General features: G+C 66.5%; 23 protein-coding genes, 1 tRNA gene and 1 pseudogene. 8 read left to right on the forward strand and 17 right to left on the reverse strand.

Going from position 1 to position 24,522, the window contains the following annotated elements:
* Positions 1-58: 58 nt before the first annotated feature.
* From D620_RS16005 to D620_RS0108535, 3 genes are read right to left on the reverse strand one after another with little or no spacing between them, the layout of a single operon-like run.
* Positions 59-628 (reverse strand): hypothetical protein, encoded by a 570-nt coding sequence (locus tag D620_RS16005; protein ID WP_233992035.1) that lies wholly within the window; start codon positions 626-628, stop codon positions 59-61.
* Positions 629-680: 52 nt separating this feature from the next.
* The gene (locus D620_RS0108530; RefSeq protein WP_017665381.1) at positions 681-1,988 is read right to left on the reverse strand and encodes a type II toxin-antitoxin system HipA family toxin; all 1,308 of its coding nucleotides are present in this window, start codon (positions 1,986-1,988) and stop codon (positions 681-683) included.
* Between the two features lie 2 nt (positions 1,989-1,990).
* Complete coding sequence (locus D620_RS0108535) at positions 1,991-2,287, reverse strand: helix-turn-helix domain-containing protein (RefSeq protein ID WP_017665382.1); 297 nt, start codon at positions 2,285-2,287, stop codon at positions 1,991-1,993.
* A 106-nt stretch (positions 2,288-2,393) separates the two neighbouring features.
* Between D620_RS0108535 and D620_RS0108540 the strand changes: the two genes are divergently transcribed.
* Complete coding sequence (locus D620_RS0108540; protein WP_017665383.1) at positions 2,394-2,711, forward strand: MbcA/ParS/Xre antitoxin family protein; 318 nt, start codon at positions 2,394-2,396, stop codon at positions 2,709-2,711.
* Positions 2,712-2,747: 36 nt separating this feature from the next.
* Here the strand turns inward: D620_RS0108540 and D620_RS0108545 are convergent, their stop codons facing one another.
* Positions 2,748-3,992 carry a tyrosine-type recombinase/integrase gene (locus D620_RS0108545; protein ID WP_017665384.1) on the reverse strand — a complete coding sequence of 415 codons (1,245 nt, stop codon included), beginning with the start codon at positions 3,990-3,992 and terminating at the stop codon, positions 2,748-2,750.
* Positions 3,993-4,149: 157 nt separating this feature from the next.
* Positions 4,150-4,236, reverse strand: a tRNA-Leu gene (locus D620_RS0108550).
* Between the two features lie 208 nt (positions 4,237-4,444).
* Here D620_RS0108550 and D620_RS14975 point away from each other — a divergent pair.
* Complete coding sequence (locus D620_RS14975) at positions 4,445-5,419, forward strand: complex I NDUFA9 subunit family protein (protein WP_017665385.1); 975 nt, start codon at positions 4,445-4,447, stop codon at positions 5,417-5,419.
* Positions 5,420-5,721: 302 nt separating this feature from the next.
* Here the strand turns inward: D620_RS14975 and D620_RS0108560 are convergent, their stop codons facing one another.
* Entirely contained in the window at positions 5,722-6,600 is an 879-nt protein-coding gene (locus D620_RS0108560) for a dienelactone hydrolase family protein (RefSeq protein ID WP_017665386.1), read from the reverse strand.
* A 143-nt stretch (positions 6,601-6,743) separates the two neighbouring features.
* Here D620_RS0108560 and D620_RS0108565 point away from each other — a divergent pair, with 143 nt between their 5' ends.
* Entirely contained in the window at positions 6,744-8,918 is a 2,175-nt protein-coding gene (locus D620_RS0108565; RefSeq protein ID WP_026092058.1) for a PQQ-dependent dehydrogenase, methanol/ethanol family, read from the forward strand.
* A 19-nt stretch (positions 8,919-8,937) separates the two neighbouring features.
* On the forward strand, positions 8,938-10,053 hold the full coding sequence (locus D620_RS0108570; RefSeq protein ID WP_017665388.1) for a WD40/YVTN/BNR-like repeat-containing protein: 1,116 nt from the start codon (positions 8,938-8,940) through the stop codon (positions 10,051-10,053).
* A gap of 15 nt (positions 10,054-10,068) precedes the next feature.
* On the opposite strand, the gene D620_RS14980 is transcribed toward D620_RS0108570, so the two are convergent.
* Entirely contained in the window at positions 10,069-10,602 is a 534-nt protein-coding gene (locus D620_RS14980; protein WP_017665389.1) for a DUF2306 domain-containing protein, read from the reverse strand.
* Positions 10,603-10,764: 162 nt separating this feature from the next.
* On the opposite strand from D620_RS14980, the gene D620_RS15780 reads away from it, so the two are divergent.
* Positions 10,765-11,529, forward strand: a complete 765-nt coding sequence (locus D620_RS15780) for a LytTR family DNA-binding domain-containing protein (RefSeq protein ID WP_017665391.1) — start codon at positions 10,765-10,767, stop codon at positions 11,527-11,529.
* Between the two features lie 6 nt (positions 11,530-11,535).
* On the opposite strand, the gene purU is transcribed toward D620_RS15780, so the two are convergent.
* Together purU and D620_RS0108595 are read right to left on the reverse strand one after the other, a co-directional pair.
* Complete coding sequence (purU, locus tag D620_RS0108590; RefSeq protein ID WP_017665392.1) at positions 11,536-12,402, reverse strand: formyltetrahydrofolate deformylase; 867 nt, start codon at positions 12,400-12,402, stop codon at positions 11,536-11,538.
* 1 nt (position 12,403) lies between these two features.
* Entirely contained in the window at positions 12,404-13,417 is a 1,014-nt protein-coding gene (locus tag D620_RS0108595) for an NAD(P)H-dependent flavin oxidoreductase (protein ID WP_017665393.1), read from the reverse strand.
* Between the two features lie 263 nt (positions 13,418-13,680).
* On the opposite strand from D620_RS0108595, the gene D620_RS14990 reads away from it, so the two are divergent.
* Positions 13,681-14,010: a UrcA family protein gene (locus tag D620_RS14990; protein ID WP_017665394.1), complete on the forward strand. Its 330-nt coding sequence runs from the start codon at positions 13,681-13,683 to the stop codon at positions 14,008-14,010.
* 60 nt (positions 14,011-14,070) lie between these two features.
* Here the strand turns inward: D620_RS14990 and purT are convergent, their stop codons facing one another.
* The 4 genes and pseudogenes from purT to D620_RS0108625 all read right to left on the reverse strand — a co-directional run bounded on the left by purT (position 14,071) and on the right by D620_RS0108625 (position 18,666).
* Entirely contained in the window at positions 14,071-15,243 is a 1,173-nt protein-coding gene (gene purT, locus D620_RS0108605) for a formate-dependent phosphoribosylglycinamide formyltransferase (RefSeq protein WP_017665395.1), read from the reverse strand.
* Positions 15,244-15,332: 89 nt separating this feature from the next.
* Positions 15,333-16,265, reverse strand: a pseudogene (locus tag D620_RS16910) (GGDEF domain-containing protein).
* A gap of 268 nt (positions 16,266-16,533) precedes the next feature.
* Positions 16,534-17,238, reverse strand: coding sequence for a helix-turn-helix domain-containing protein (locus tag D620_RS0108620; protein ID WP_017665398.1), 705 nt, complete (start codon positions 17,236-17,238; stop codon positions 16,534-16,536).
* Between the two features lie 141 nt (positions 17,239-17,379).
* Positions 17,380-18,666, reverse strand: a complete 1,287-nt coding sequence (locus tag D620_RS0108625; protein WP_026092059.1) for an aspartate kinase — start codon at positions 18,664-18,666, stop codon at positions 17,380-17,382.
* Between the two features lie 237 nt (positions 18,667-18,903).
* On the opposite strand from D620_RS0108625, the gene ubiG reads away from it, so the two are divergent.
* Entirely contained in the window at positions 18,904-19,641 is a 738-nt protein-coding gene (gene ubiG / locus D620_RS0108630) for a bifunctional 2-polyprenyl-6-hydroxyphenol methylase/3-demethylubiquinol 3-O-methyltransferase UbiG (RefSeq protein WP_017665400.1), read from the forward strand.
* On the opposite strand, the gene D620_RS0108635 is transcribed toward ubiG, so the two are convergent.
* The 4 genes from D620_RS0108635 to D620_RS0108650 are packed head-to-tail and all read right to left on the reverse strand — an operon-like array spanning position 19,638 to position 22,638.
* Positions 19,638-20,678: a glycerophosphodiester phosphodiesterase family protein gene (locus D620_RS0108635; protein WP_017665401.1), complete on the reverse strand. Its 1,041-nt coding sequence runs from the start codon at positions 20,676-20,678 to the stop codon at positions 19,638-19,640. The two genes, ubiG and D620_RS0108635, sit on opposite strands and share 4 nt — an antisense overlap.
* Complete coding sequence (locus tag D620_RS15535) at positions 20,675-21,652, reverse strand: AAA family ATPase (RefSeq protein ID WP_155800087.1); 978 nt, start codon at positions 21,650-21,652, stop codon at positions 20,675-20,677. The genes D620_RS0108635 and D620_RS15535 overlap by 4 nt, the downstream gene beginning before the upstream one ends.
* A complete protein-coding gene (gene pnuC / locus D620_RS0108645) occupies positions 21,649-22,224 on the reverse strand; it encodes a nicotinamide riboside transporter PnuC (protein WP_017665403.1) in 576 nt (191 codons plus the stop codon). The genes D620_RS15535 and pnuC overlap by 4 nt, the downstream gene beginning before the upstream one ends.
* A gap of 15 nt (positions 22,225-22,239) precedes the next feature.
* Entirely contained in the window at positions 22,240-22,638 is a 399-nt protein-coding gene (locus D620_RS0108650) for an ArsC/Spx/MgsR family protein (RefSeq protein WP_324603063.1), read from the reverse strand.
* Between D620_RS0108650 and D620_RS0108655 the strand changes: the two genes are divergently transcribed.
* The gene (locus D620_RS0108655; RefSeq protein ID WP_017665405.1) at positions 22,637-24,286 is read left to right on the forward strand and encodes a recombinase family protein; all 1,650 of its coding nucleotides are present in this window, start codon (positions 22,637-22,639) and stop codon (positions 24,284-24,286) included. The two genes, D620_RS0108650 and D620_RS0108655, sit on opposite strands and share 2 nt — an antisense overlap.
* Positions 24,287-24,522 lie beyond the last annotated feature (236 nt).

Genomic DNA, 24,522 nt, shown 5'->3' on the forward strand with positions numbered 1-24,522 from the left:
CGCGCCGATGCGCAAAACAACCGCCAGACTCTAATCCAAGCTGGGGGAAAGCTGGGGGTCACGTCAATGTCCATCGAACCTTGTCAGCAAGGTCATCCCGGCCAGCATGAGCGAGCGTTTGCCGTTCATGGTAGAAGATTAACTCCTCGCCTGCCTTTCCCAATCGTCGATTTCGCGCATCGCGCTCCGCGACGTCATATTTGCGCCCGATGGCAGCCATGAATTCGGGGTCGACTGGGGGAGGTTCATTGCGCTGTGATGGCGGCGGCCCAATCCAAAGAGTGGGCGCTTCTCTCAAGAAACTGGGCGAACTGGCTGCCTTGGGTGCAAGCCAGTCTGCGTGGCTGTCGAGCCAACGCAAAACACCATCGACAAGTGCATTCTGGAAATTCGCAGCTGGCTTGTAGCCATTGATCCAGGGTTGCCCGAGGCCCAACATAACAGCGCTTATATTCTGATGCTTGAATTCGATCGAGCCACGGTTTCTAGCCGAATCCTTCATAAGAGCTTGGAGCGCTCGATTGTGCTCTGCCTTATTGAAAGGGCGTCCTGCCAATTCTTCGATCAACATCGCAAAGTAATCTGCGACGATCAGGTCTATTTCGAGATCAGTCCACGCTTCCGCCATGATCGCGTGCTATCGAGTTTGCCGCGCGCTGACCAGGGCCGGTCTTTGCCTCTCACTCATAGGCAGTCGCCGATGAATTGACTTCCGGTTCCAGCGTCTCTCCGGCCTCGGGCACTCCCTCTTGTCCGGCATGCGCCCTGACCTCGGTCGCTCGTTCCTCGATCTCCTTTGCGAAGATGCCCAGCATGGTCGAGCCAGCAGCCATGGCTGCGACTTCCTCGACCGCTGCGGGCAGTTCGCGCAGCAATCGTGCTGTCACTTGCTCCACCCGCTGCACCGTCCCCCGCGCTGCCAGTCCTGCGGCTTCGGCCATGCGCCGCCAGTGGCGACCGTAGATGTGACGGCCGCGGCGCTGCTCGCCGATCGCTTGGGCGTGGTTCTGGGTGATGTTGGTCCAGGCGAGGCCCGACATCAGGTCGTAGAGCGGGGCAAGCTGCGGGGCACCGGGGCCGAGCAGGATCGAGTAGTTTTTCGCGTGCGAGTCGACGTTGCCGATCGCGATGTTGAAGATCACCGCGTCGAGCAGCCGAGTGATGTCGCGCGCGGTCATATGCTGGCGGATAAGGGCGAACATGTCGGCGATCGAAGGGCCGCGCGTGCCGGTGCCGTTGAACTCATACTTGGCGGCAGGCGGGCGGCCGAGTGCCTGACAGAAATCCTCCTGATGCAGGCGGCGGACATTGTTGCCGATGCCTGTCCGATCATAGCGCTCGACAAGCAGATAGCTGCGTTGCCCTGCTATGCCTGTCGTCACCGGCGCGACATTGAGTCCGATGCGGCGGGCGAGAACCATGCAGAGCGCTTCATTCTGGACGCTGCCGGGCAGGCGTGGATTGTCGGGCTTGATGATATGGGTGGATGGCGCGCCGTTGATCGGCACCGCAATCTGGCCGTCGATGACAGCCACCGGCAGCTTTTCCTGCGCGCCGGCGAGGCTCATCGAGACGCCGTCTTCTCCCACCAGGAAGGGCCGCGCGGGCAGTTCCTCGATGATCCGCTCCAGTGCGTCGGCATCCGGTATCGGACGATAGCCGGGCTCGCCACGCGGTTGCTGCGGCGCGATACTGAGCGCGCCTGCCAGATCGTTGCCGGTCTGCGCGATCAGGCCGAGTGCGTCCTCCGGTGCCGCGCCGAGCGCGCGCGTCATGGCGCGCAGCGGTTCGCCCTCGGGCAGGAGGTTCATCAGCCAAGGGAGGATCTGTTCTCCCTCATAGGGCTCTGGCCGGATCGGCATGGCCAGCGAGACCGGGAAGCTCTCAGCGGATGAACGCCACGCATCCGCATAGGCAAGGCGGGTGGCCTGCGCGTCGGCGCTGATCGTGGCGACCAGGCGGTCTTCGTAGTGAACCGGAAGGTCCATCGTCAGGCCTGCGAAATGCCGGTTGCGGTAAGCAGCAAGCCGACAGCCTTGGCGGCGGCGAGTGCCTTGCCGAGTTGCGCAGTGGGCTTTCCTGCTTCCAGATCGACGATGAAGCGCTCACCGCTGTTGATGGCGAGCGCCAGCTCCCGCTGGGTAAGACCAAGGGCCTTGCGGGCCGAGGCGACGGCTGCGCCGAATTGGGTTGCGTCGTCGATCATGTCGGTCTTACCGAGCGGGAAGTTCTCATATGTGCTGTAGAGTTTCAAGAGCATTTCTTCCCGATCGGGAAGGAAGTCCACTGATGTTGAGGCCTGTCCGGAAATTCTTACCGCTCGGTAAGTTGATTGGTGGCCTGGGCGGACGTTCCGTGCTATCGAGGGCGCGTCGAAGTCAGTGGATCTGTCCATGTCGATCGCCAGCGCTCAATACGACGATGACGAAATACTGGCCATGACGCGGGCGGCCGCTGCATTGGTCGCGCGCTGGGGCGTTCAACCTGAAGCAGCCGAGCGGCTTCTCAACGGCGAAGGGCGGGCCGCAGCGCTCCTCGGCATTCATCGCGCATTGCGATGCATGTTCGCTGACAGCGATAGGGCCGCGCGGTGGATAGGTGCTCCCAACGAGGCCTTTGCTGGAGCCAGCGCGCTGGATCTCATGCTGGCAGATGGCCTCGCAGGTATGCGGCGCGTCGAGGCCTACCTTGATGCGGAAATCGCCAGCTGAACAGATTGCTGACAGATCCTGAGCAATGCAGCAGGATCAACCCGGCAACGCGCTCGCAGCGCCTGATGGCTTGCGGAAGCTGCCTTGCAGCACCTTTGCACCGGACCTGAGCTGGTCGAGGTAGTCCGCCCAGCTCTGCATCATCCTGATCCGCTCATCCCAGTGCTCGCCGCGCGCGTAGGCGCGACGGACGTCATCGGTCTCGGCATGGCCAAGCTGGCGCTCGATTGCGTCGGGGTTCCAGCGGCCCTGTTCGTTCAGCAGCGTGCTGGCCATGGCGCGGAAGCCGTGCGCGGTCATCGTGGTGCCATCGAACCCCATCCGCCGGAGCGCAAGGTTGATTGTGTTTTCACACATCGGCCGGTCGCGCTTGCCTTGGGCGGGGAACAGGTAGCGGCGGTTGCCGCTGATCTCGCGCAGCTCTTCCAGTATGGCAAGGACCTGACGGCTGAGCGGCACGCGGTGCGCGACGCGCATCTTGGTCTTGTCGGCGGCGATGGTCCAGATGTTGCGGGTGAAGTCAAACTCGCTCCATTCGGCCTGCCGCAGTTCGCCAGGGCGCACGAAGACATAGGGAGCCAGCCGCAGCGCTGCGTGAGTGACCGGATAGCCTGAATAGGCGTCGATCGCGCGCAGCAGTTCGCCCGCTTCCTTCGGTGTTGTGATGGCGGCACGGTGCGTCACCTTCGGCACGATCAGTGCGCCGCGCAGGTCTGCCGAAACGTCCCGGTCGGCGCGGCCAGTGGCGATGGCATAGCGGAATACCTGCCCGCAGGTGCTGCGCAGCCTTCGTGCGGTTTCGTAATGGCCGCGCTTTTCGACAGCGCGCAGGACGGCGAGCAGTTCGGGCGCCTTGATCTCGCCGACCTTGCGGTCTCCGATGATGGGGTAGGCGAATTCGAGCAGCCAAGTCAGCTTGCCCACGGTCACATCGGCACGGCCCTCGCGTCGGGCCTTGTCGAGCCATTCTTCCGCCACGGCCTTGAAGCTGTTCACATTGGCAAGCGGGCCTGTGATCTTGTCGATCTTGCGCTTGGCGGCGGGATTGATGCCCTCTGCGATCTGCTTCTTGATCTCCAGCCGTTTGGCGCGCGCCTCGGCGAGGGTGACGGTCGGATAGACCCCCAGCGCGGCTGTAGCTCGCTTTTCTCCAAAGCGATAGTCGACCCGCCAGCACCGCTGACCGGCCTTGGTGACCAGCAGGTACAGGCCGCCCCCGTCAGAGAGCTTGTAGGGCTTGTCGCGCGCAACTGCCTTTCGGACTGCCAGATCGGTAAGCATGAAGCCACCTTTTTGCCGGTTTCGATACCGTCAAAAATACCGTCGGATACCGTCAATTGCAACGATTTCAGCCGGATGTCGGCGGACACCAGATCCGTGAAAAGCCTTTGATTTCTTGGATTTTTCCGGACGCTTGCGGATGCGTCCGGAAACAAAATGGTGCCCAGAAGAGGACTCGAACCTCCACGCCCTTGCGAGCGCCGCCACCTGAAGACGGTGCGTCTACCAATTCCGCCATCTGGGCACGGGGCCTTCGGTCATTGCTGCCGGGAGGCCGGGTAGGCGCGGGCCATTAGCGAAGGGTTCGGGGGGCTGTCAATGCAAACCTCCCGTCCCCCGCGCATTTCGGCAGCGCGCCGCCGCGCGGGGGCCTTCGGCCTCTTGCCTCTCCCGCGCGCTTGCCGCAAAGCACCGCCGACACCCGAGGCAGCCATCACGAGCGAGCACCCCGAATGCCCACCTCCTCTCCTCTCTCCTCCCCGCTGGCCGGCAGGCTGGTCACCGTCTTCGGCGGCACCGGCTATATCGGCAACTACGTCGCGCAGAGCCTGCTCTCGCGCGGGGCGCGGGTGCGCCTTGCGAGCCGGGCGCCGGCCAAGGCGCAGAGCCTGAAGCCGCTCGCCAATCTCGGGCAGCTCCAGCTCGCGCCCTGCGACGTCACCAACAAGAGCCACGTCGCTGCCGCGCTCGAGGGGGCGGACTACGTCGTCAACCTCGTCGGCGCCTTCGCGGGTGACCTCGAGAAGCTCACCGGCGAGGCGCCCGGCACCATCGCCCGCCTGGCCAGCGAGCGGGGCGTCGCCGCGCTCGTCCAGATCAGCGCGATCGGCGCCGACCCGGCCAGCCCCACCGCTTACGCGCGTGGCAAGGCGATGGGCGAGGCCAACGTCCTTGCCGCCTTCCCCGCCGCCACCATCCTGCGCCCCTCGATCGTGTTCGGGCAGGACGACCAGTTCATCAACCTCTTCGCCGGCATAATCGAGCTCTTCCCCGTCCTCCCCGTGTTCGGGCCCGAGGCGAAGCTCCAGCTGGTCCACGCCGAGGACGTCGCCGAGGCGGTCGCCCGCGCGCTCGAGCACCCCGGGCTCCACGGCGGCAAGACCTTTGAACTGGGCGGGCCCGAGCAGCTCACCATGATGGAGATCCACCGCCGCATCGCCGCCGCGCAGGGGCGCAAGCGCACCTTCCTCGCCATGCCCGACGGCGTCTCGGCGACCTTCGCCGCGCTCCCGCTCACTCCGATGAGCCGCGACCAGTGGACGCTGCTCAAGCCGGGCAGCACGGTCGCCCCCGGCGCGCCCGGCCTTGCCGAGATGGGGATCGAGGCCAAGCCGCTCGGCCTGTTCCTCGACAAGTGGATGCTGCGCTACCGCAAGCATGGCCGCTTTGGCGCGGCGAACGAGCGGGCCAAGCGCCGCAGCGCCTGAGGCGGGCGGGCCCGCGCGCGGCGGCGAGTCGCCCGGCCCCGTTCAGCCTGCCGCGTCTCGCGGGGTCTGTAGGAGACACATGAGACACTGTCCTGGGACGGAAAACGTTCCCCCCGCGCACCGCACCGCAAGCGGCGGTGAGGGCTTTGGCAAGGGGCACAGGACAGGCCATGACGGCGAGCCTAACCCCGCCCCAGCACAGTAGGAAAGCGCGCATTTTTTCGCTGTGCGGGGCGGGGATATCCAACAGCGCGGGCCGCCACCTCCCCATCGCTTGGGGACGGGGAGGGGCCTTGCGGAGCCTAGGCCAGCGCCGCCTTGTAAAGCGCCAGCAGGTCGGCCTCGCCCTTGCCTGCTGCTGCGGCGTTGAAGGCCGGGCTGTCGGCCACCATCCAGCCGTGATCGCCGGCGTAGACTTCGACCTTGGCTTCGACCCCGGCCGCCTTGGCGGCCTCCCCAAAGGTGGTCTTGTCGGCGGGGGCCTTGGCGTCGTCATCCCGGGCGACCGCGATCAGCAGGCCAGCCTCGACTTGCGCAAGCACCTTGTGCGGGCTCATCGGATTGTCGGGGCGCACCAGCCCGCCGCCGTGGAAGCTCGCCGCGGCCTTGATGCGGGCGGGGACGGCGGCGGCGCTCCACACGGTGAAGGGCCCGCCCATGCAATAGCCCTGCGTGCCGATCCCGCGGGCGGTGTCGATGCCGTCCTGCTGGTCGAGCCAGGCGACAATCGCGGTCGCATCGCGCATGATCGTCTCGGCATTCAATTTGCCGCGCCACGGGCCGACCTTGCCGAAGCCGCCTTGCGAAATGAACGCGGCGAAGTCGGCGAACTGCTCGCCCGCAACGTCGCGGTAATAGGGGTTAACCACGAGCACGGCATGGCCGCTCGCTGCCAGCGTGCGGGCGATATTGCGCTTGGCCTCGCGGATCGAGGCGATGTCGGGCCACAGGATCACCGCCGGGTGATCGCCCTTGTCGGGCATCACCAGAAAGCCGTCCATCGTGCCGTCGGGCGCGGGGAAGCTGACGGTCTGTTCCCGGAGGCCGGCGGTGGTGGTGGCCTTGCTCTCGCTCGTTCCCGAGGCACAGGCCGCCAGCGCCGCAGCGCCGCTCAGCGCGCCGAACTGGCGGCGGCTGATCGTGGACTTCGCCCATTCCTCGAGCTTGCTTTCATCGCACATCGAAACTCTCCCTGGCTCACCCGCCCGCGCCGCCGTTCTGGCGCGCGCGCACCGATCCGACAAGCAGGAATGGACAAGCGCGCGGGCGCACGGCAACATATCGCAAAACAGGAACGGCCAAAGCGCCGAGGGAGAGGGATCGGATGGACTTGAGACGCTGGGCCGCGGGGGCGGCAGTGTTGCTTTCGGCAGGGATGCTCGCCAATTGCAGCCAGATGTTCGGCGGCGCGGGCGGCGAGGGCGTGACCACCGCGATGCTGGTCGGCGCGGACGGCGATACCGCCAACTGGATCAGCCACGGGCGCACCTATTCCGAACAGCGATTCTCGCCGCTCGAAGGGGTCAACCGCGAGAATGTCGGCCAGCTCGGTCTTGCCTGGTATGCCGATATGGACACCGCGCGCGGGCAGGAGGCGACCCCGCTGGTGCTGGACGGCAAGCTCTACCTCACCACCGCGTGGAGCAAGGTGAAGGCCTTCGACGCGACCACCGGCGCAAAGCTGTGGGAGTATGACCCCAAGGTCCCGGGCGAGACCGGGGTCAAGGCGTGCTGCGACGTCGTCAACCGCGGGCTTGCGGCCTATGGCGACAAGCTGTTCTTCGGCACGCTCGATGGCCGGCTGATCGCGCTCGATCAGGGCACCGGCGCGGTGGTGTGGGAGAAGGTCACGGTCGACCAGTCCAAGAGCTACACCATCACCGGCGCGCCGCGCGTGATCGATGGCAAGGTGATCATCGGCAATGGGGGCGCGGAGTTCGGCGTGCGCGGCTTTGTTGCCGCCTATGATGCCAACAACGGCGAGCAGCTGTGGAAGTTCTACACCGTTCCCGAGGGTGGTGAGGTGAAAGACCAGCCCGCCTACCTCCAGAAGGCCGCGGAAACGTGGAACATGGATGTGCTGGGCGCGAACGACGCGATCGGCGGCGGGGGCACGGTGTGGGATTCGATGGCCTACGACCCGGAGCTCGACCTGCTCTATATCGGCGTGGGCAACGGCAGCCCGTGGAACCGCGCCTATCGTTCGCCAGCCAAGGACGGCAGCGGCGGGGAAGGGGACAACCTCTATCTCTCCAGCATCGTCGCGATCCGGCCCGGGACGGGCGAATATGTCTGGCACTACCAGACGACGCCCGGCGAGACGTGGGACTTCACCGCCACCCAGCACATCATGCTCGCCGACATGGAAATCGATGGCAAGATGCGCAAAGTGCTGATGCAGGCGCCGAAAAACGGCTTTTTCTACGTCATCGACCGCGAGACGGGCAAGTTCATCAGCGCCAAGCCCTATGTCAGCATCAACTGGGCCTCCGGGATCGACCCCAAGACCGGCCGTCCGATCGAAAACCCCGAAACCCGCGTCGACCGCACCGGCAAGCCGGCGCTGGTCATGCCGGGCGCGCTGGGCGGGCACAATTGGCACCCGATGGCCTTCAGCCCCAAGGAAAAGCTCGTCTATATCCCGGCCTTCGAGGCGGGGATGATGTATGCGCCCGAAGCCGCGTGGAAGCCCGATACCGCGCGCGGGTTCAATGTCGGCTTCAACCTGGGCGCGGGCGATCTGCCGCCCGACGGGGGCTTCCGCAAGCAGGTCGCGGGCACCTTGCGGGGCATGCTGGTGGCGTGGGACCCGGTCGCGCAGAAGGCGCGCTGGACGGTCGAGCACCCCGGCCCGTGGAACGGCGGCCTGCTGGCGACTGGCGGCGGGCTTGTCTTCCAGGGCACCGCGGGAAGCGAATTCAACGCCTATGATGCAGCGAGCGGCAAGAAGCTGTGGAGCTTTGGCGCGCAGACCGGCGTGGTCGCGCCGCCCGTCACCTACATGGTGGGCGGCGAGCAATATGTCGCCGTGCTTGCCGGGTGGGGCGGGGCCTATGCGATCACGGTCGACGGCGATCTGCTGGGGAGGAAGGCGCCGGTGCGCAACATCAGCCGGCTGCTGGTGTTCAAGATTGGCGGGAAGGCGCAGCTGCCGGCGCCGCCCGCTTCGGCCGCGCTGCCGCTCGACCCGCCGCCGAGCACCGCGCCTGCCGCGGTGATCGCGGTGGGGCAGGCCAGATATGCCCGCTACTGCGCAGTGTGCCATGGGCCCGGCGCGGTCGGCTCGACCGTGCTCCCCGACCTGCGCCGCGCGGGCGCGCTCGAGAGCGCGGCGACGTGGAGCGCGGTGGTGCATGACGGGGCATTGAAGGATCGCGGTATGGCGAGTTTTGCCGGCTCTTTGTCGAAAGACGAGATCGAGGCGATCCGCGCCTATGTCATCAAGCGCGCGAACGAGGACAAGGCGCTGGAGGCGGGGAACACGATCGCCCGGCGCTAGGCACAGGGGGTCGCACCGCATGATGAGACGTATCGCCGCAGCGTTCGCCGCGCTGGCTTTCACCGCGCCGCTCGCCGCCGAGGAGGCTCCCGCGCCCGCTCCGGCAGTAGCACCGGCTGCGGGCGCGTGGCGGACCTTCGCCACCGAGGCCTATCGCGGCAAGCGGGACCCTGTCAGCTTCGTCGACCCTGACCACGGCTGGTACGGCACCGGCGCGGGCGATCTGTTCGCCACCGCCAATGGCGGCGCGACGTGGGAAAAGGTGGCGAGCCGCCCCGGCACCTTCTTGCGCGCGATCGGCTTCGCCGACCGGCTGACCGGCTTCATCGGCAATATCGGCACCGACTACTACCCCGGCGTCACCGACACGACCCCGCTCTACCGCACCCGCGATGGCGGGCGGACGTGGGAGGCGGTCGACACCGGAGCGGCGACGATCAAGGGCGTGTGCGCGATCGATATTCTGCACACCCGGCGCATCTACCAGGGCACGCTGGTGCCGCGCACCGTGATCCATGCCGCCGGGCGCGTCGGCGGGCCGACCGGCATCCTGCGCTCGGTCGATGGCGGCGAGACGTGGGGCGTGATCGACATGGCGCCCCACGCCGGCATGATCCTCGACGTCAAGTTCTTCGACGAGCTGACCGGCCTTGTCTTTGCCGCCACCCACCCCGATCCCGCGCAGGCCGAGGGCCTGGTGCTGCGCACCGAGGACGGGGGCAAGACGTGGAAGGAAGTCTACCGCTCGGGCCGCAAGCTCGAGCTGATCTGGAAGGCGAGTTTCCCCGAGGGGGGAGACACCGGCTATGCCACGGTCCAGTCCTATGATCAGACGCGCGCGACCCAGCTCGTCATCCGCAGCGATGATCGCGGCAAGACGTGGCGCGAGATCGAAATGGCGCAGGACGCCTCCGCACGCCAGTTCGGCATCGGCTTCGTCAGCAAGGACGTCGGCTTCGTCGGCACCGCGGCAGGGGGCTTTGCCACCAAGGACGGCGGCGCAACCTGGGAGCGCGCCCCGATCGCGCGGGCGGCGAACAAGTTCCAGACCGTGCCCACCGCGGCAGGCGTCAGGGTCTACGCCATCGGCACCGAGGTGCAGGCGATCGACCTGCCCGCCAGCGCCGGGAAGTGAAGCACGTGCTTCACATCACGGCGCGCCGAAGACCATGCTCCCCAGCAACCGGCCCGGCAGGAAGGTAAAGGCTCCGGCGATCACCAGCCCTGCGTAGAGCCCGGTCATCATCCCCCGGTGCGCCGCGATCCGCCCCTGCCGCGCGGCGCGCACAGCCAGCGGCACGCTCACCAGCGTCCACACGGTGAAGGCGTGGATGAAGCTGAAGCCGGTCCCCGCGATGCCGCCCCCCGGCAAGCGGATGAAGGCCGAGGTGATCGCCGTCACCAGCATCAGGCACACCCAGAGGCGCCCCATCAGCTTGTGCGCGCTGTCGCCCTTGCGCCGCAGCAGCACAACCGGGCCGAGCAGCAGCGCGGGCACCACGGTGCTAAGGTGGATCATGATCGGCAGCGACAGCGCGCGCGCCTGCGGGGTGGCCGGGCTGCCTGATCCGAAGCCGCCGAACATCATCGACAGGATGGTGAGCGCGGCGGTGACGAGAATGGTGAGCACGGCGGTAGCGCCAAGGCTGATCTGGCGCTCGGGGGTGGCGGTATGCTGGCTCATGCTTGCCTCCTTTCGGTCTGGCGATTTATGACGATGGCCATGAAAAGCCGCCGCTTCCGCTTGCCCGCAAGCCCTCCCTTCGCGGGCGGTCGCGGCGATGCGCGGATGGTCGGCGGGGCTTCGTGAATGGTCGCGCGGCGACTATCCGGGGCCGAGCGCCTGATGGCCGAGGCGGGCGTCGTGGCGCTGGTCGCGGTGGTGGTGGCGGTGTTCGATCTCCTGCCCTTCGGCGAGGTCGCGCCGGGCGCGCGGCTGGCCCTCTCGCTCGCCGGGTTTCTGGCGGCATGGCTGGTCTATCTCGCGGCGGCGCGCGTCGGGATCGCGGTGGCGCGGCTGCTGGGGCTCGCCGACTATTGGGGCCATGCGCTCGCGGTGCCCTTCGTGGGGGTGGCGGTGACCTATGGCGTGCTCGGCCTCGTCGGCGGGCCGCGCGCGATGTTCGGCGGCCAGTTCGGCGCGGTGTGGGTGCAGGCGCTGATGGTCGCCGCGGGGTTCTTCGCGCTGTTCTTCGTGCTCTATGTTCGCGCCGAACATGCCCGCTTGCCCGAGTCGGTGGAGCCTGTTGCAACGGCTGAGACGCTTCCTCCCTCGGCTCCCGTCCCCGGCGTCGCCGCATCGGCGCTGCACCAGCGGCTCGATCCGGACTTCCCCGCGATCCTCGCTCTCGCCGCAGAGGACCACTATGTCCGCGTCATCGCGGAAGCGAAGAGCGCGCTGGTGCTGATGCCGCTTGCCGAGGCCGCCGCGCTGATGCCCGAGGGCAGCGGCGCGCAAGTGCATCGCAGCTGGTGGGTCGCGAAGAGCGCGGTGACGGGCCAGCGGCGCACCGGCCGCGACCTGCAACTGGTGCTCCACGGCGGGCTCGCCGCCCCGGTCAGCCGCAGCCGGATCGCGGAATTGCGCGAGGCGGGCTGGATCAGCCCCTGAACACCCCTAACCCCTGAACACCACCGTCCGGTTGCCGTTCATGAGCACGCGTTCGGCCGCGAACAGCCGCACCGCCTCGGCCAGCACGCGGCGCTCGATATCGCGGCCCTTGCGCACCAGATCCTCGGGGGAATCGGCATGGGTGATGCGTTCGACATCCTGATGGATGATCGGCCCCTCGTCGAGGTCGGCGGTGACGAAATGCGCGGTCGCGCCGATGATCTTCACCCCGCGCGCATGGGCCTGGTGATAGGGCCGCGCCCCCTTGAAGCCGGGGAGGAAGGAGTGGTGGATGTTGATTGCGCGGCCCGCGAAATGGGCCGAGAGGTCGTTCGAGAAGACCTGCATGTAGCGCGCCAGGACAATCAGTTCGGCGTCGGTCGCATCCGCCAGCGCGCGCACTTGCGCCTCGGCTGCAGGCTTGGTCTCGGGGGTGACGGGGATGTGCTGGAAGGGGATGTCGCCGATGTCGATCCGGATCGCGCTTTCACGCGGGTGGTTGGAGACGATCGCGACGGGATCGATCGCCAGCTCTCCGGTGCGCCAGCGGTAGAGGAGGTCGACAAGGCAATGGTCGAACTTGCTGACCATGATGATGGTGCGGCGCGGCCGGCCCTCGCGCGCCATCTTCCATTCCATCCCGAATTCGCCCGCCAGCGCGGAAAAGTCCGCGCGCAAGGCCTCACGGGTGGAACCGTCGGGATCGAAGACGACGCGCATGAAGAAGCGGTCGCTCCCGCCCGCCTCCCCGCGGTCGTTGAACTGCTGCGCGTCGAGGATGTTGCACCGCCGCTCGAACAGGAAGCCGGTGACGCGCGCGGTGATGCCGGGCCGGTCGGTGCAGGCGAGGGTGAGGACGAGGGGTTGAGCCATTCTAGCGGGCGAGCGCAGCTTCGGCCTGGGCCATCAGTTCGGCGATGATCGCGGCGGCGGGTTCTTCCCTGGTGACCATGCCGACCGACTGGCCCGCCATCACGCTGCCGTTCTCGACATCGCCTTCGATCACCGCGCGCCTGAGGGCACCGGCCCAGAAATGTTCGATCTGGAGCTGGGCCTCGGCCATGTCGATGCCGCCCGCGTCCAGCAGCGCGGCGACTTCGCGCTGCTTGGCGGTGAATTCCTCGGTGCCCTTGTTCTTCAGGGCGCGCACCGGGATCACCGGCAGGCGCGGGTCGACCTGCACGCTCGCCACCGCCTCGCGGGCCGAGGCGCGGAAGAAGGCCTTCTTGAAATCGGGGTGGGCGATGCTTTCGCTCGCGCAGGCAAAGCGCGTGCCGAGCTGCACGCCCGCCGCGCCCATTTCGAGGTAGGAGGCAATCGCCTCGCCCCGGCCGATCCCGCCGGCCACGAAGATCAGGTGATCGGCGGCAAGCTCGGGCAGGATCTCCTGCGCCAGCACCGAGGTGGAGACCGGGCCGATATGGCCGCCGGCTTCCATCCCCTCGATCACCAGCGCATCCGCGCCCGAGCGCAGCAGCTTCTTGGCGAGCGCCAGCGTGGGGGCGAAGCAGATCACCTTGATGCCGCTGTCATCGGCCTTGATCGCCTCGACGCTGCCCTTGGGCGGGATGCCGCCGGCCAGCACCACGTGCGTCACGCCATGCTTGCGGCACACCGCGATCAGATCGAACAGCGCGGGGTGCATGGTGATGAGGTTGACGCCGAAGGGCTTGGCGGTGAGCGCCCTGGTCGCGGCGATCTCGGTGTCGAGCAGCTCGGGCGTCATCGCTCCGCAGGCGATCACGCCGAAGCCGCCCGCGTTGGAGATTGCGGCGACGAGGTTGCGCTCGCTCACCCAGCTCATCGCGCCGCACAGGATCGCGGTCTCGCAGCCGAGGAAGGCGGTGCCGCGCTGCATGAGCGCGGCGGTGTTGGGGTAGGTTTCCATGGCTGCGCGATTAGGCGCTGGCGCGGCATGTCGCAAGCATCCTGCAAGGCAGTCGCGTGGCAATGGCGACGCTTGCGAGTCTGTCGCGTGACCGCGTTATGATTGCTCTATAACGAAACTTTCTTTCAATGGACCGTAAGGTGTAATCAAACCCTGCCAGAGGCGGCGCGTCAGCCGGGCCTCTCCTCTCCCCCTGTTCCGGCTGACACTTTTTCAGACCGACCCGCATTTTCTCCGGACCTGAACGCAAAGGAACCCCCGCCATGCTCATGCGCATCGTCCTGCCCGCTCTGGCGCTTGCCGCCGCCACCCCCGCGTTCGCCCAGACGGCGAGCATTGCCGTGCCCTACGGCGACCTCGATCTCACCAGGGATGCCGGGCGCAAGGCGCTCGACGCCCGAATCGCCCGCGCCGCGCGCCGCCTGTGCGGCACGGTGGGCGCGCGCGATCTGGGGCGGATCGCCGCGCACAAGGCCTGCGTTGCCGAAGCGCGCGCCTCGGCCGCGCCGCAGGTCGAACTCGCGCTCAACGCCGCCAACGCCCGCCGCGTGGCGGTGCTGTCGGCCAAGCTGGCGGTGTTCGCCGGGTTCTGATCCTTGCCCGACACTCTGGCAGGGGCGGCCGCGCGGGAGGGCGCGGCCGCCCTTTGCGCGTCAGTCGTAGACGATCCGCACGCGGGACGCCGCCGCCTTGGCCAGCTCCACCGCCGCAGGCGCATCATCCGCACGGGCGAGCGCCACGCCCATGCGGCGGTATGGCCGGGTGACCGGCTTGCCGAAGATCCGCACATCGGCATCGCCCAGCGCGAGCGCCTGCGCCAGGCCTTCGAAGGCGAAGCGGCCTGACTCCCGGTCGGCGAGGATCACCGCGCTGGCGGCAGGGCGGACGGCGATGCTCTGGGGCACCGGCAGTCCGAGGATCGCGCGGGCGTGAAGGTCGAATTCGGTGAGGTCCTGGCTGACCAGGGTGACCATGCCGGTATCGTGCGGGCGGGGGGACAGTTCGGAGAAGATCACCTCTTCCCCCTTCACGAAGAACTCGACCCCGTACAGCCCCCAGCCCTTGCCGCCGCCTTGCAGCGCCGTGACGACCCGTGCGGCCATGTCCTGCGCAGCCGCGAGCGCGGCGGGGGACATGGCGGCGGGCTGCCAGCTTTCGCGATAGTCGCCGCGTTCCTGGCGGTGGCCGATCGGCGGGCAGAAGCTGATGCCGCCGGCGTGGCGGACGGTCAGCAAGGTGATCTCGTAATCGAAAGCGATGAACTGCTCGGCGATCACCCGCGCCCTGTCGCCGCGCATGTTGGCGACGGCATAGTCCCACGCGGCCTCCAGTGCCTCCGGCCCGTCGACCTTGCTCTGGCCCTTGCCCGAGGAGGACATGACCGGCTTCATCACCAGCGGATAGCCGATGCGCGCGGCAATCTCCTGGCACTGGGCGAAGCTCTCCGCATAGCCGTATTGCGAGGTGACGAGGCCCAGCTCGCCCGCTGCAAGGTCGCGGATCGCGTCGCGGTTCATGGTCAGCTGCGCTGCGCGGGCGGAGGGGACAATGGTGAAACCTTCCCCCTCCAGATCGGCGAGCATCTCGGTGCGGATCGCCTCGATCTCGGGGACGATGAGGTCGGGCTGGTGGCGGATCACCGCCTCGCGCAGCGCCTCGCCATCAAGAATGGAGAACACCTCGCGCCCGTCCGCCAGCTGCATCGCCGGGGCATTGTCGTAGCTGTCACAGGCGATCACCCGCGCCCCGAGGCGCTTGGCGGAGATGACGAATTCGCGGCCCAGCTCGCCCGAACCGAGCAGCAGGATGGTGGCAATGTGGCTCATGGGCACGGTTTAACGGGGTCGGCGGATGAGTCCAGATTCCCTGTTTTCGGCCACCTTCGGTCTGCATCGCGCATCAGCGCGATCGCCAATCAAGCCGCGCGGCGGCGCCCGGCGATCCCCACCTGCCGCCCGCCGCCCGCGCGCGCCAGGACCAGGCCGAGCTCGGCCTCGCGCAGGGTCCAGTCGACCGTGCATTCGACCCGCGCGATGCCGGCGCTGGCGGTCAGTTGCGGGGCCTTGGCCGAAGCGGGCGCGGCGAGGCCCGCGAAGGTCTCGATCACGTCCTCGGCCCATTCGCGCGCGGCGCGCGGCGACATGTCGGGGAGCAGCACCGCGAACCGCTCGCCATCGAGCTGGGCGAGCTCGTGCTACGGCGTCGTCAGTGTCTGGGTCATCGTCTCGAGGAACTTGGCGAACCCCCACAGCACCTCATCGGCAGTGCGCTGGCCATAGCGCAGCAGCAGCGCGCGCATGTTGTCGACCGCCAGGACCGCGACCATCTGCCCGCCGCCGCGCGCGAGGTGCCGCCTGAGGCTCGCGCAGAAGGCGGTGCGGTTGGCAAGCCCGGTCAGCGGATCGGTGACCGCGCGGGCGTGCAGCTCGCCTTCGAGGCTGCGCAAGTGCTGGACCGAGCGCATCAGGCACAGGGCGCCGTCGGGCATGCCGGCCGCATCGCACATCGGCTTCAGGGTCAGGGCATACCAGCGCGGGAAGGGTGCCTCGAACGCGGTGTCGGGATCGGCGCAGCGCGCGACGGGGAACTCGATCCACCCGGCCCTGGTGCAGCCCTTGAGCCCGCGCGTCACATGTTCGCCAAGGAACGCGGCATGATCGCGCGCGGCCAGATCGGTGATGTGCGGCGGCAGCAGCGCGGCGGTGAGGTCCGGGCCCAGCTCGGCGATATTCGCGGATGCGTGAATGATGAAGCCGTGCCGGTCGATCCGGATGACGATATCGCCCGATGTCTCCTCGAGCAGACCATGCAGAACATGGCCTTCGACTTCGCTTAAACCAATCATCATTCCAACAGTGCCCCAGCGGTCCAACGATGAATTCGCCAACTCGCTCTTAGTCAGATTCACTTGGTAACAAACGAAACTCGAAAGTAAGAAAAACTTTCCCCTGTTTTCCCGAATACAAGGCTTTTTCTCGTTAGTTTAGTAATGATACTTGACTAAAAAACGAATCACCTCCGGATTTCGTTTACCATATTTTTCCATCGGGGCAGCCCATCCAATACGTATTGGGCGCAGTAGGTAGGGCCGTCTAGCTGCGGGAACCCGCGCCCGGTCAGAGCTCGATCATGATCCGCACGGCTTCGGGAGTGGTGCCGCAGGCCTCGGCGATCCGCGCGCGGCAATCGGCGATCAGGTCTTCGATCTCGCGCGAGGCGGGCGCGGCGGCGAGCAGATCGGCATCGATCCCGAGCGCTTCAGCGATCGCGCCGAGGCGTTCGGGCAGCGGGCGGGCCTTGCCCTTCTCCCACGCCCACACCGTCGGCTTGCTGACCCCGAGCCGGGCAGCGACATCGGCGAGCGTCAGCCCCGCCTCGCGCCGCAGCCGGTTGAGCCTTGTGCCCAGCCCTTCCCCCGCCGCTGCGCCGGGTTGCCGGGCTCCGCCGGTCGGTCCGGCCGGTTGCGGCCGCGTCGGCACGCCCGGCGCAAAGCCCTGAAGCTGGGCGGCAGCAAGCTGAGCGGCGGTGAGCGGGGCGGCAAAGGCGCAGCCGTAGAGATGCTCCGAACGCCACACCACCGTGGCGACCACCGCGCCCGCCTCGGGCAGATCGAGCGCAAGCTGTTCACCTTCCGCGAGCGCCAGTCCGGTCTCGAGCAGCAGGCCGGCGGCCGAGATGTTGTGGATCGTGACGTTGGCCTCGCCCGTTCCGGCGAAGAAGCCGCTGGTCTCCAGCCACAGCGCGCGCCGCGGGGCGCTGCGCTGGCTGCCTTCGGCAAGGGTGTTGATGGGCGTCTGGTCGAGATGGGCCTTGATGGCCATGGCGCGCGGGCTCCGGGCTCGGGAATGAGCCCGCGCACAGTCCGGCCGAAAACGTAAAAGCGAAGTAACCTGGATTGGTTAATTCGGACGTATCGGGCTATCTTTCAGCTAACCTTTGGCCGCGCGGGGGCGCGGTCGCAGTCAGTCCTTCGCGTCCAGCCCGTAAGCCGTGTGCAGCACGCGCACGGCCAGCTCGGTCTCGTCCTCATCGATCATCACGCTGATCTTGATCTCGCTGGTCGAGATCGCCTGGATGTTGATGCCGCGATCGGACAGCGCGCGGAACATCGAGGAGGCAACGCCCGCGTGGCTCTTCATGCCGACGCCGACAACGCTGATCTTGGCGATCTTGCTGTCGGTGATGATCCGGTTGAAGCCGATCGCATCCCGCCGGTCTTCGAGCAGCGCCTGCGCGCGGGCGAGGTCCGATTGCGGCACGGTGAAGGTCACGTCAGTCTCGCCCTTGTCGCGTCCGACGTTCTGGATGATCATGTCGACATTGATCGAGGCCGCGGCGAGCGGCTCGAAGATGTTGGCCACCGCGCCCGGACGGTCGGGCACGCGGGTGAGGATCACCTTGGCCTCGTTCTTGTCATGCGCGATGCCGGTCACAAGCTGGCGTTCCATCAGGCCTCCTTCCACCAATTCGTCCATTTCCTCGTCCGAGACGATCATTGTCCCGGGCAGATCATCGGCAGGCGGCGCGCCCTCGCCGATGAAGCTCGACAGCACCTGCACCCGCACCTTTTCCTTCATCGCAAGGCCGACCGAGCGGGTCTGGAGCACCTTTGCGCCGACCGATGCGAGTTCGAGCATTTCCTCGTAGGTCACCGCCTTCTGCTTCTTGGCCTTGGCGACAATGCGCGGGTCGGTGGTGTATACGCCGTCGACATCGGTATAGATGTCGCAGCGGTCCGCCTTGATCGCGGCGGCGACCGCGACGGCCGAGGTGTCCGATCCGCCGCGGCCCAGCGTGGTGACGCGGCCATCGTCTGAGACGCCCTGAAAGCCCGGGATCACCGCGATCTCGCCCGCTTCGAGCGCGGCGATCAGCGCGGGTGCGTCGATCTCCTCGATGCGCGCCTTGGCGTGGGCTTCGATGGTCTTGATCGGCAGCTGCCAGCCGAGCCAGCTGCGCGACTTGCAGCCCAGCGCCTGGAGGGTGAGGGCAAGGAGCCCGCTGGTCACCTGTTCGCCGCTGGCGACGACCACGTCATATTCGGCCGGGTCATAGAGCGGATTGGCCTCGCGGCAGAAATTGACCAGCCGGTCGGTCTCGCCCGCCATGGCGCTGACCACCACCGCCACCTCGTCGCGGGTCCCGTCGGGCTTGGGCGCGGCCTGCGCGCGCACGATGTTGGCAACGCGGCGGATGCGCTCCGTCCCGGCCATCGAGGTGCCGCCGAATTTCATCACGATCCGGGCCAAGGGTCAGCTCCTGCTGGTGAGTGTTCGCGCGCGCTGTTAGAGCCTGCGCCGGTCAGTTGGAAGCATTATCATCGCGCTAGCGCGACCCCGGAGGGGCGGGCCGCTTTTGGCCCATCGCCACGTCGATCGTCGGTCACGATGGGCAAGCATCGCTCCCTCCTCTCTCCTCGCGCTGGGCCAAAATCGGCTCCGTGCTAACGCTTCCAACTGACCGGCGCAGGCTCTAGGAGATGCTTCATGGCAAACGCAAACATCTCGAATGTTACAATCCGCCCCGAAGAGGCAGATTTTTTCGCAAGGCTGGCGCGCGACTGGTGGAATCCGAAAGGCCCGATGGCCTCGCTCCATCACGTCAACCCGGTGCGACTCGCCTTCGTGCGCGACGCCATCGACGCGCATTGGCCCGAGGCGGCGTGCGCGGCCAAGCCGCTGGCGGGCAAGACGGTGCTGGATATCGGCTGCGGCGCGGGGCTGCTGTGCGAGCCGCTGGCGCGGCTGGGCGCGGCGGTGACGGGCGTGGACGCGGCGGCTGAGAATGTCGCGGCCGCAAGCGCTCATGCCGAGGGCGTGGGCCTCCCCATCCGCTACATGGCGGGCGAGGTTGCGGGGCTCGACATCGGCCAATTCGATCTCGTCACCAGCGTCGAGGTGATCGAGCACGTTGCCGACAAGCCCGCCTTCCTCGCCGATGTGGCCGCACGGCTCGCCCCCGATGGCCTGCTCGTCATGTCCACCCCCAACCGCACCGCCGCCAGCCGCGTGCTGCTGGTCGGCGCGGCCGAAGCGGTCGGCTATGTCCCGCGCGGCACCCACCACTGGGAGGATTTCGTCACCCCGGAGGAGCTCGAGGGCCTGCTGGCCGATGCCGGTCTGACGGTGACGGCCAAGCGCGGCATTGCGTGGCGGCCGGGCCGGGGGCTGCACCTGTCGGACGATACGTCGCTGAACTACATTCTGAGCGCGCGGCGCGCCTAGGGGCAGCTGCGCCCCTTGAGCGGCCCATCCGAAAACACCCCCGCGACCCCCGCCGCCTTGAGCATCGCCGCCAGCTTCACATCGCCGCAGCCCTTGCCCTTGGGGCCGTCGCCGGTGCGCAGCATCGGGGGGAGGAACTCGTTCTCCGGGCGGATCGTCCAGGCGTGGACCTGCAATCCTGCCGCCTTGGCATCGGCGACCAGCGAGGTGGGGGTGCCGTCGGGGCCGAGGATCATTCCGGCATAGGCCCCCACCGCATCGGCATATTTCGCCACTTCGGCAAGCCCGGTGGGCGTCACCATCTCGGCATAGCGCAGCGCCGGCTCGTCCGCCGGGCCGCCGAGCGGTTCGACCAGCAGGACCTGCTTGAAGCCCGGCGCGCGGGCACGCAGGCGTTGCAAGGGCGCGATCTCGAAGCTCTGGATGAACACCGGATCGGCAGGTGCGATGCCCAGCGCCCGGAAATCGCGCAGCAACAGGTCGACGAGGTCGATCCCGGCGTTCTGGAGCAGGAAGCCGGGGTGCTTCAATTCGGGATAGATCCCGATCCGCCGCCCGGTCTCGGCCTCCTTGGCGCGCACCAGCTTCACGATCTCGGCGAGGGTTGCCACCTGATAGAGCCCGTCGAAGCGCGCATTGGCGGGGCGCAGCGCGGGGATGCGCTCTCTGGCGCGCAGGGTCTGCAACTCGGCGAGGGTGAAGTCTTCGGCAAACCAGCCGGCAATCTTCTGGCCATCGACCGTCTTCTCGCGGCGGCGGTCCGCGAATTCCTCGCGGGTGGCGACATCGGTGGTGCCCGAGAGCTCGTTTTCGTGGCGCGAGACCAGCACGAGGTCCCTGGTCGCCACCAGATCGGGCTCGATATAGTCCGCGCCCTCGTCGATCGCGCGTTCATAGGCGGCGAGCGTGTGTTCGGGCCGCTCGGCACTGGCGCCGCGGTGGGCGATGACCAGCATCTCGGCGTCCTGCGCAGCCACCGGCACGGCGGCATTCAGGGCGGCGAGCAGCGCTCCCAGGATCATCGCGGGCTTCATCATGTCATCGCTCCTATCGCGGCGCGCGCCGCTTCCAGCCGCGCCGCGCCCTGCCCCGCAATCCGCGCGAAGGGCACCCCGGCATCGATCAGCACCTGCTCCACGATCCTTGCAAACCTGTGACGGTCGGCCGCATCGCTGAAAAAGCGGGTGCCGTCATCGACCCACGGCAGATCGGGTTCGAGCAGCAGGTAGAGATCGGCCCGGGGCGCGGCCATCAATTCGCCCGGGCGCTGGCCGAGCAGCATCTCGGTCCACGCTGCGGTCATCAGCGCGTCGGTGTCGGCGATCAGCAGCGGCCCGGCCCAGGGCGCGGCGGCGGCGATCATCGCGGTTTGCGCGCGGCCGATGAGGAGGAGGTCGTCGAGGCTGAGCGGGCCCCTGTGCACCTCGCAATGGCTGCGGCCATATTCGCCCACGATAAGCGCGCCGGTCCCGGCGGCGAGGGCGGCGGCGAGGGTGGACTTGCCGGTGCTCTCGGCCCCGTGGAGGCAGACCGTGCGGCGGTAATGCGCCTGCACGGGTGCGGGGAGGTAGCGCCAGTGCGCGCCCGGATCGGCGCGGATGGCGCTCGTCGAAAGCCCCGCGACGGGATCGTCCGCAAGCCCCAGCACCCGGCCGCCCAAGGGCACGAACAGCCCGCCCACCTGCCGCGCCAGCTCCGCCCCGTAGGCCTCGCCAGCGAAGAGGGTGTCGATGGGTTCGGGGTGCGCGGCGGCGACGATGGCGCGCCAGATCGGCCAGAAATCGGCGCTGTCCTCCGGGGCCTGCGGGACGAGTGCGCCGTGGCCGACCACCCGGCAATCGGGGGCCAGCGCGCGCATCCAGCCGAGGCGCGTTACGCCCGGGATCGGATCGCCGGGCAGCCAGCACACCAGCACCGTCAGCTCGTCCACCAGCGCCCGCGCGGCGCGGATCAGCGACAGGTGCCCGGCGTGCGGGGGCATGAACTTGCCGAGGAGGAAGCCGCGCTTCACGCCTCGACCGCCGCGCCGCTGCGCGCGGCCCGCGCCCATTGCGCAAGGCCCGCCGCTGCCAGCACGAGGAACACCACGTAAAGCCCCGCGGTAAGGTTCAGCCCGCGCATCAGGTAGACCCCGATCGAGAGCACGTCGATCGCGATCCACAGCGCCCAGTTCTCGACCTTGCGCATGGCGAGCAGCACCTGCGCGACCACGCTCGCGCCCGCGATGGTGGCATCGGCATAGGGCATGGCGGCATCGGTGAAGCGCGCCATCGCCCAACCGGCGGCGATGCTCGAGACCCCGACCAGCCCCAGCGCGGCGAGGCGCGCGCGCCAGCCCATCCATTCCACCTGCACGCTGCGGCTCAGCCCCCCGGCGCGCGCCCACAAATACCAGCCCCAGCCCTGCACGGCGAAAAAGAAAACCTGCAAGCCCGCCTCGCCATAAAGGCGCGCCTCGCGGAAGATGACGAAATAGAGCGCCACCATCGCCATGCCGAAGGGATAGTTCCAGATCGAACGGCGCACCAGCAGGGCGACATTGGCAATGCCGAGGATGACGGCGATGAGCTCGAGCAGGTTCATTGTTCAGGAGAATTGCTAGCCGAGCGCAGCCGCCCATTCGTCCGGCGTGAAGCCGACGAGGATGCCGCCCGCGTGTTCGGCGATGGGCCGCTTGATGACGCTGGGGTTGGCCGCAAGCAGCGCGGGCGCGGCAACGGAATCGGCGGCGCGGGTCTTGTCCTCGTCAGACAGCGCACGGAAGGTCGTGCCCTTGCGGTTCACGACGGTCTCGAGCCCCGCTGCGGCGATCCAGCCGGCGATCCTCCCGGGGTCTGCGCCCTCCTTCTTGTAGTCGTGGAAGGTGTAGGCCTTGCCTTGGCTATCGAGCCACACGCGGGCCTTCTTGACCGTGTCCCTCATGGGTAATGTTGTACACACAAAAAATTCCATTAAGGTGCTTTTCTTAGTCACGGTTCTACAGGCTTCACATTCGATGTTTCAATCAGCCATTTTGTACGCTCGGTTCAGTACCACGGAGCAAGCTAAGGGGTACTCCTTGGAGCGCCAGCTTAGCGAAGGTCGGAGATACATCGAGCAGAAGGGGTGGCTCCTTGAGAAGGAAATCTCCGATCAAGGGAAAAGTGCTTACCACGGATACAATCGCCTAGAAGGCGCAGAACTCCATACGTTTGAGGAAGAAGCGAAAGCAGGGCTGCACAAAGGCAAAGTCCTTGTGGTAGAGAACCTCGATAGACTCAGCCGCCAGGGCGCTAAGGCCGCTGCGCAATTTATCTGGTCGTTAAATGAGTACGGCGTGTCCGTTGCAACGACGCACGATAACCAGATTTACAAGGCCGAAAGTACCGGCAACGATATGATGGAACTCTTTTCCATCATCATCAAAGCGCAGCTATCATACGAGGAATCTTTCAAAAAGAGCGAACGCTCGAAATCTTCGTGGGCTAGTCGCCATGCCAAAATCAGAGACGGGAGCAAGGCGACAACGGCTATCAAGGCACCTGCTTGGATCGACAAGAAGGATGGCGTCTATGTGCTAAATGAGCACCGCGTAAAGGTGCTAAACGAGATATATGACCTGTATCTGGATGGGATCGGCATATACAAGATTGTGCAAATCTTGAATGATCGCAAAGAGCCGGTTTGGGCCGTACGAGAGCGCGATGGAAAGGGGGGCTGGTACCTGCCCTATGTCCATCGGTTGCTGAAAAAGCGGGCTGTGCTTGGTGAGTATGTTGCGCTTACCGGTGAAACTTTAGCGACGGACTACTACCCGCAGGCAATTAGTGCCGAAAAGTTTAATCGCGTCCAAGCCATGATAAACTCCAAAGGGAGGACAGGCGGTCATGCTTACAAGCGCATGTCAAACCTTCTCTCTGGGATTGTCATCTGCGGAGTGTGTGAAGGCACAGCAGGCTACGAGAACAAGGGCACGAACAATATCAACTACACCAAAAAGAGCGGCGAGAGAGTGGTTTATAAGCGCCGCCACTACGAACGGCTTCGCTGCGACAATGCTCGCCGAAAACATACCTGCTCAAACAACACCCTGTATGACTACAAGACGGTGGAAGCTTGCGTCTTGGACAATCTCGGCAGGTTGCTTATCGAGGAGAAGGAGGCTGAGACACGGGTCAGCATCCATCGGGAACGGATCGCTGAGCTTTCCCGCCAGATTGAGGTTAAGGCCAGCCAACTTGAAAATCTAATCGACGCTCTTGCAGGCGGTAGTAAGGCCGTTGCAGCTCGCATTGTCGCCCTAGAGGAGGAAATTGATACTCTAAAAACTGCTCTTGAGGATGCCGAGATCAACGCCGATGCGGAAGAGTCCGAGCCAACAAGAAATCGCCATCTTGAGATCGTTGAGGCACTTAGAATGGAGATCAATGATCCTGACCCGGACAAGCGGTTTTTTGCTCGAAGCAAGGTGAACTCCTCACTTAAGCGCATTGTAGATAGGATTTATCTAAGCCAGGATGGCAGTTTCCTCGTTTTCGGATATGATAAAGATGTTTGGCTCATGTTCGAGAGGGACGGGACGGACAGGTGGAAAAAGCATAGGCAGAAGGCGATAGACCGGGTCGCTCCAGTTGACCGATCATCTGATGAGCTTGACCCAGCTTAAGCCTCTCAAGATGGCTTCAAATCTGCGATTTGCGGGCCCTGTAGACGTCTGGCGCAGCGTCTGCTGGTGCGAGCATCGGGCACAGCATTATTACATCGCGACAGGTACGTTGCATCCGGAAAAACGCCGCCGGAGCGTAGACTCACGACGGCGTTGCAAAGAGCTAAGGATGTCAATCGGCGTTCAATCGGGCCCCCCTATCGGCACGCAAAAGGGACCCCCTTGTTGAGATGGTG

The organism is Porphyrobacter sp. AAP82, from assembly GCF_000331285.1.
Lineage (GTDB): Bacteria > Pseudomonadota > Alphaproteobacteria > Sphingomonadales > Sphingomonadaceae > Erythrobacter.

Bases quoted from the DNA above. Each gene is read 5' to 3' on its own strand.
- D620_RS15780 (WP_017665391.1), top strand. From the start codon at position 10,765: ATGGCCGAGGCGGGCGTCGTGGCGCTGGTCGCGGTGGTGGTGGCGGTG.
- ubiG (WP_017665400.1), top strand. From the start codon at position 18,904: ATGGCAAACGCAAACATCTCGAATGTTACAATCCGCCCCGAAGAGGCA.
- D620_RS0108635 (WP_017665401.1), bottom strand. From the start codon at position 20,678: ATGATGAAGCCCGCGATGATCCTGGGAGCGCTGCTCGCCGCCCTGAAT.
- D620_RS0108560 (WP_017665386.1), bottom strand. From the start codon at position 6,600: ATGTGCGATGAAAGCAAGCTCGAGGAATGGGCGAAGTCCACGATCAGC.
- pnuC (WP_017665403.1), bottom strand. From the start codon at position 22,224: ATGAACCTGCTCGAGCTCATCGCCGTCATCCTCGGCATTGCCAATGTC.
- D620_RS0108565 (WP_026092058.1), top strand. From the start codon at position 6,744: ATGGACTTGAGACGCTGGGCCGCGGGGGCGGCAGTGTTGCTTTCGGCA.
- D620_RS14975 (WP_017665385.1), top strand. From the start codon at position 4,445: ATGCCCACCTCCTCTCCTCTCTCCTCCCCGCTGGCCGGCAGGCTGGTC.
- D620_RS16005 (WP_233992035.1), bottom strand. From the start codon at position 628: ATGGCGGAAGCGTGGACTGATCTCGAAATAGACCTGATCGTCGCAGAT.
- purU (WP_017665392.1), bottom strand. From the start codon at position 12,402: ATGGCTCAACCCCTCGTCCTCACCCTCGCCTGCACCGACCGGCCCGGC.
- D620_RS0108595 (WP_017665393.1), bottom strand. From the start codon at position 13,417: ATGGAAACCTACCCCAACACCGCCGCGCTCATGCAGCGCGGCACCGCC.
- purT (WP_017665395.1), bottom strand. From the start codon at position 15,243: ATGAGCCACATTGCCACCATCCTGCTGCTCGGTTCGGGCGAGCTGGGC.
- D620_RS14980 (WP_017665389.1), bottom strand. From the start codon at position 10,602: ATGAGCCAGCATACCGCCACCCCCGAGCGCCAGATCAGCCTTGGCGCT.
- D620_RS0108540 (WP_017665383.1), top strand. From the start codon at position 2,394: ATGTCGATCGCCAGCGCTCAATACGACGATGACGAAATACTGGCCATG.
- D620_RS0108620 (WP_017665398.1), bottom strand. From the start codon at position 17,238: ATGGCCATCAAGGCCCATCTCGACCAGACGCCCATCAACACCCTTGCC.
- D620_RS0108655 (WP_017665405.1), top strand. From the start codon at position 22,637: ATGTTTCAATCAGCCATTTTGTACGCTCGGTTCAGTACCACGGAGCAA.
- D620_RS14990 (WP_017665394.1), top strand. From the start codon at position 13,681: ATGCTCATGCGCATCGTCCTGCCCGCTCTGGCGCTTGCCGCCGCCACC.
- D620_RS0108530 (WP_017665381.1), bottom strand. From the start codon at position 1,988: ATGGACCTTCCGGTTCACTACGAAGACCGCCTGGTCGCCACGATCAGC.
- D620_RS0108545 (WP_017665384.1), bottom strand. From the start codon at position 3,992: ATGCTTACCGATCTGGCAGTCCGAAAGGCAGTTGCGCGCGACAAGCCC.
- D620_RS0108570 (WP_017665388.1), top strand. From the start codon at position 8,938: ATGATGAGACGTATCGCCGCAGCGTTCGCCGCGCTGGCTTTCACCGCG.